The organism is Oleiphilus sp. HI0132 (assembly GCF_001635845.1).
In genome coordinates this window covers 1-951 of the sequence record NZ_LWGJ01001331.1, presented here as the reverse complement: position 1 = coordinate 951, position 951 = coordinate 1, and the positions used below count along the sequence as shown (strand labels likewise).

Genomic DNA, 951 nt, shown 5'->3' with positions numbered 1-951 from the left:
TTGAGAATGAAAATTTTGATTCTATTGAACTACAAAGAAAAAAAGCATCCTATTTTCTTGATCAAATTTTTGAAAGTAGTAATTCAACCGCTGACCTTAGTACTGTGCATCATTCCAATGAGCTACTAAGCAATATGCTTAATACGATTGACAAAAGCCAACAGAAAACAACAATTACGCCTAAAACCTATTTGAGCAAACTTAGGACTTTAGAAATGCTTATTGGAGGAATCAATCCAGGAAGTGTGGTTTCAATTTCTTCTGATAAAAGAGTCCTCTCAACACAACTTATTATAAGTATAGTGAACTCAGTTAGCTTTGATGACGACGGGGCAACACATTATTTTTGTTCTGACATAACTAAGTCTATTGTGATGAACAAATTACTGTCTCTCAATAGTGGTATTGAATTACCAACATTATTGAGCGGTGATTTAAAAGATACAGATTGGCCAAAGCTAACCAATGGTGTTGTTAAAATGAAGAATAAGAATTTATCTTTTCAGGTTGTGCCGACAGGGAGAATTAACAGCATCCAATCTGCCATTAGGAAATTAAATACAAAGATAGATAAATCTCTTAACCTTGTTGTGATAGAGGAACTTTATGGTTCTACTCACGAAAAACATGAGTCTGTGCTTGATTGGGAGGATGATGAGTATTTATCAGTACTCAAACAAATAGCCGTAGATGAACAATGTACGATTATTTATAGCCCGAATACAGAAGGAAAAGATGATATTCATAAACAATCATCATGCTCCTATATCGATTACAAAGTTCATTTAAGCTCATACCCTCTGGAGGCTTTAACTGATGATAAAAGGGTGACCTTGAGCCTCTGCGTTCTAAATAAAGAGAATGAATATATTGGTGAATGTAATTTGATTTGGGATAGATCTACTCAAGAAATGTATCAACGATGTTGAGATAAATTGAGCCCATTTAAAA

General features: G+C 33.9%; 1 protein-coding gene. It reads left to right on the top strand.

Translation table 11 applies throughout. The features are described from left to right. Positions 1 to 929, top strand: a 929-nt coding sequence (locus tag A3766_RS20335) for a DnaB-like helicase C-terminal domain-containing protein (protein WP_156509004.1), incomplete at its 5' end; no start/stop codon positions are given. Between the last annotated feature and the right edge of the window lie 22 nt (positions 930 to 951).